We start from the raw sequence: 1,613 nt of genomic DNA, 5'->3' as shown, positions 1-1,613 counted from the left end.
AATTGACGGCTTTTTATAATCGCCGTCAAATTTGACTACCAAAGGCGTAAATTTGAACGCAAAATCCACAGAAAAAAGCAAAAGAAAAGAAGTTTTAAAAGCTATAAAAGAAAAAGAACTAGCCGAATTTAGGCAGAATTTGCCTATGTCCGAGGATAAATTTATACAGCTTTTCGAGCTTTTGGATGCCCAGCTTCACGCGCACGGCTGCGATCACAGCCTAAAACTCACCGAACAAATTCTCTCAAATTTGGATGTAAAAGACGTTTTAAGCGTGCTTGCGTGGCTCGAAGAGCAGGGCGGATACTGCGACTGCGAAGTGATGATGAACGTTGAGCAGAAATTTGAGTATTTAGAGGAAAAATTAATATAAGGAAGTTGCAGACATGAAACAAAATGATATAAAAATTCAAATAGATAAATTTGAAAAAAATAAAACTAGCTCGCATCACCGATATTATTCATTTGATTTTTGCTACAACTATTTTTACAAGAAACAAAACTCTGGCATAGATTTAGAAAAAGATTGTTTACAGTTGGGCTATTACCTGGCTAGCTGGGGTATGCTTCGCGGTAGTTCGTTTTTACTTCAAACAAATCTTGCGCACTATAAAAAAGTTATTAAATTTATAAATAGCCTTGACGAACAAGATTGGGATATAGACATAGATAACTACGAAAATAATTTAGATAGAATTGTTGATATTTATAATGGTATAAAGGATTGTATTATGCCGCCTAAAGCCGATAACAATCACCTTGTGCTAGTTAGTAAAATAATGCTAGGCACACTAGGAATAGTCCCCGCATACGACAGATATGTATCTCAAAGTATAAAAAACATATACAATGGAGATAAGTTTAATATTAATACCCTTAACACAACTAAGAATTTTAACAAAAAATACAAGGAGTCCTTAGAATTTTTAAACAAATTCTACAATGCAAACAAGGTCGATTTTGATACGGTTAGTATCTATACAAAGGAAGTCGGTAGCGAAAAAGATTCAAAGTTGAAATATACAAAAGCAAAAATTTTGGATATGTACCTATTTGCAAAAGGTCTACTATGAATTTGTTTGCAAAAAACAAATTTTAATCCATTAGCACAGCATAAATTTGACGCCGCAAATTTACTCGCCGCGTCAAATTTAAGTCAAAATTTAATTATCTTTTATAGCTTTTTACGAATTCGCCGATCCTCTCGATACCTTTTTTGATACTTTCTAAATCGGTTGCAAAAGATAGCCTAAAGTATCCGTCCATACCAAACCCAACGCCCGGCACCACGGCGACCTTAGCCTTTTCTAGCAGCTCTTTGCAAAATTTCATACTATCTGGCTCGACCTCGGAGCAGTTGATGAAAAGATAAAACGCGCCGTCAGGCTTAAGCACGCTAAGTCCTGGTATAGCGTTTATCATCTCTACGCCTAGGTCGCGGCGCTTTTTAAACTCGCCCTTCATATACGCGATATCTTCGTCGGCTTTGCCCAGCAGAGCAGGGATGGCGCCGGCTTGCGTTAGGGAGTTTATGTTGCTCGTGCTTTGGCTTTGTAGCTTGTTTTTCTGCTGTTTTGAATTCAAGTTTTGCTTGCTGTTTTCTGTAGAAGTTT

At 36.8% G+C, this 1,613-nt stretch carries 3 protein-coding genes; 2 read left to right on the top strand and 1 reads right to left on the bottom strand.

The annotated features are described in order from the left end of the window. The first annotated feature begins 52 nt into the window (after positions 1-52). Together Q0200_RS07800 and Q0200_RS07795 are read left to right on the top strand one after the other, a co-directional pair. Entirely contained in the window at positions 53-373 is a 321-nt protein-coding gene (locus Q0200_RS07800) for a DUF2695 domain-containing protein (protein WP_297939974.1), read from the top strand. Positions 374-386: 13 nt separating this feature from the next. Continuing rightward, positions 387-1,073 carry a hypothetical protein gene (locus tag Q0200_RS07795; protein WP_297939972.1) on the top strand — a complete coding sequence of 229 codons (687 nt, stop codon included), beginning with the start codon at positions 387-389 and terminating at the stop codon, positions 1,071-1,073. A gap of 94 nt (positions 1,074-1,167) precedes the next feature. Here the strand turns inward: Q0200_RS07795 and Q0200_RS07790 are convergent. Then, the coding region (locus tag Q0200_RS07790) for an aminotransferase class I/II-fold pyridoxal phosphate-dependent enzyme (protein ID WP_297939970.1) at positions 1,168-1,613 on the bottom strand (446 nt) is incomplete at its 5' end.

It is taken from the genome of uncultured Campylobacter sp., assembly GCF_938045225.1.
In the GTDB taxonomy this organism is placed as follows: domain Bacteria; phylum Campylobacterota; class Campylobacteria; order Campylobacterales; family Campylobacteraceae; genus Campylobacter_A.
This window is presented reverse-complemented; position numbering and strand designations above follow the sequence as displayed.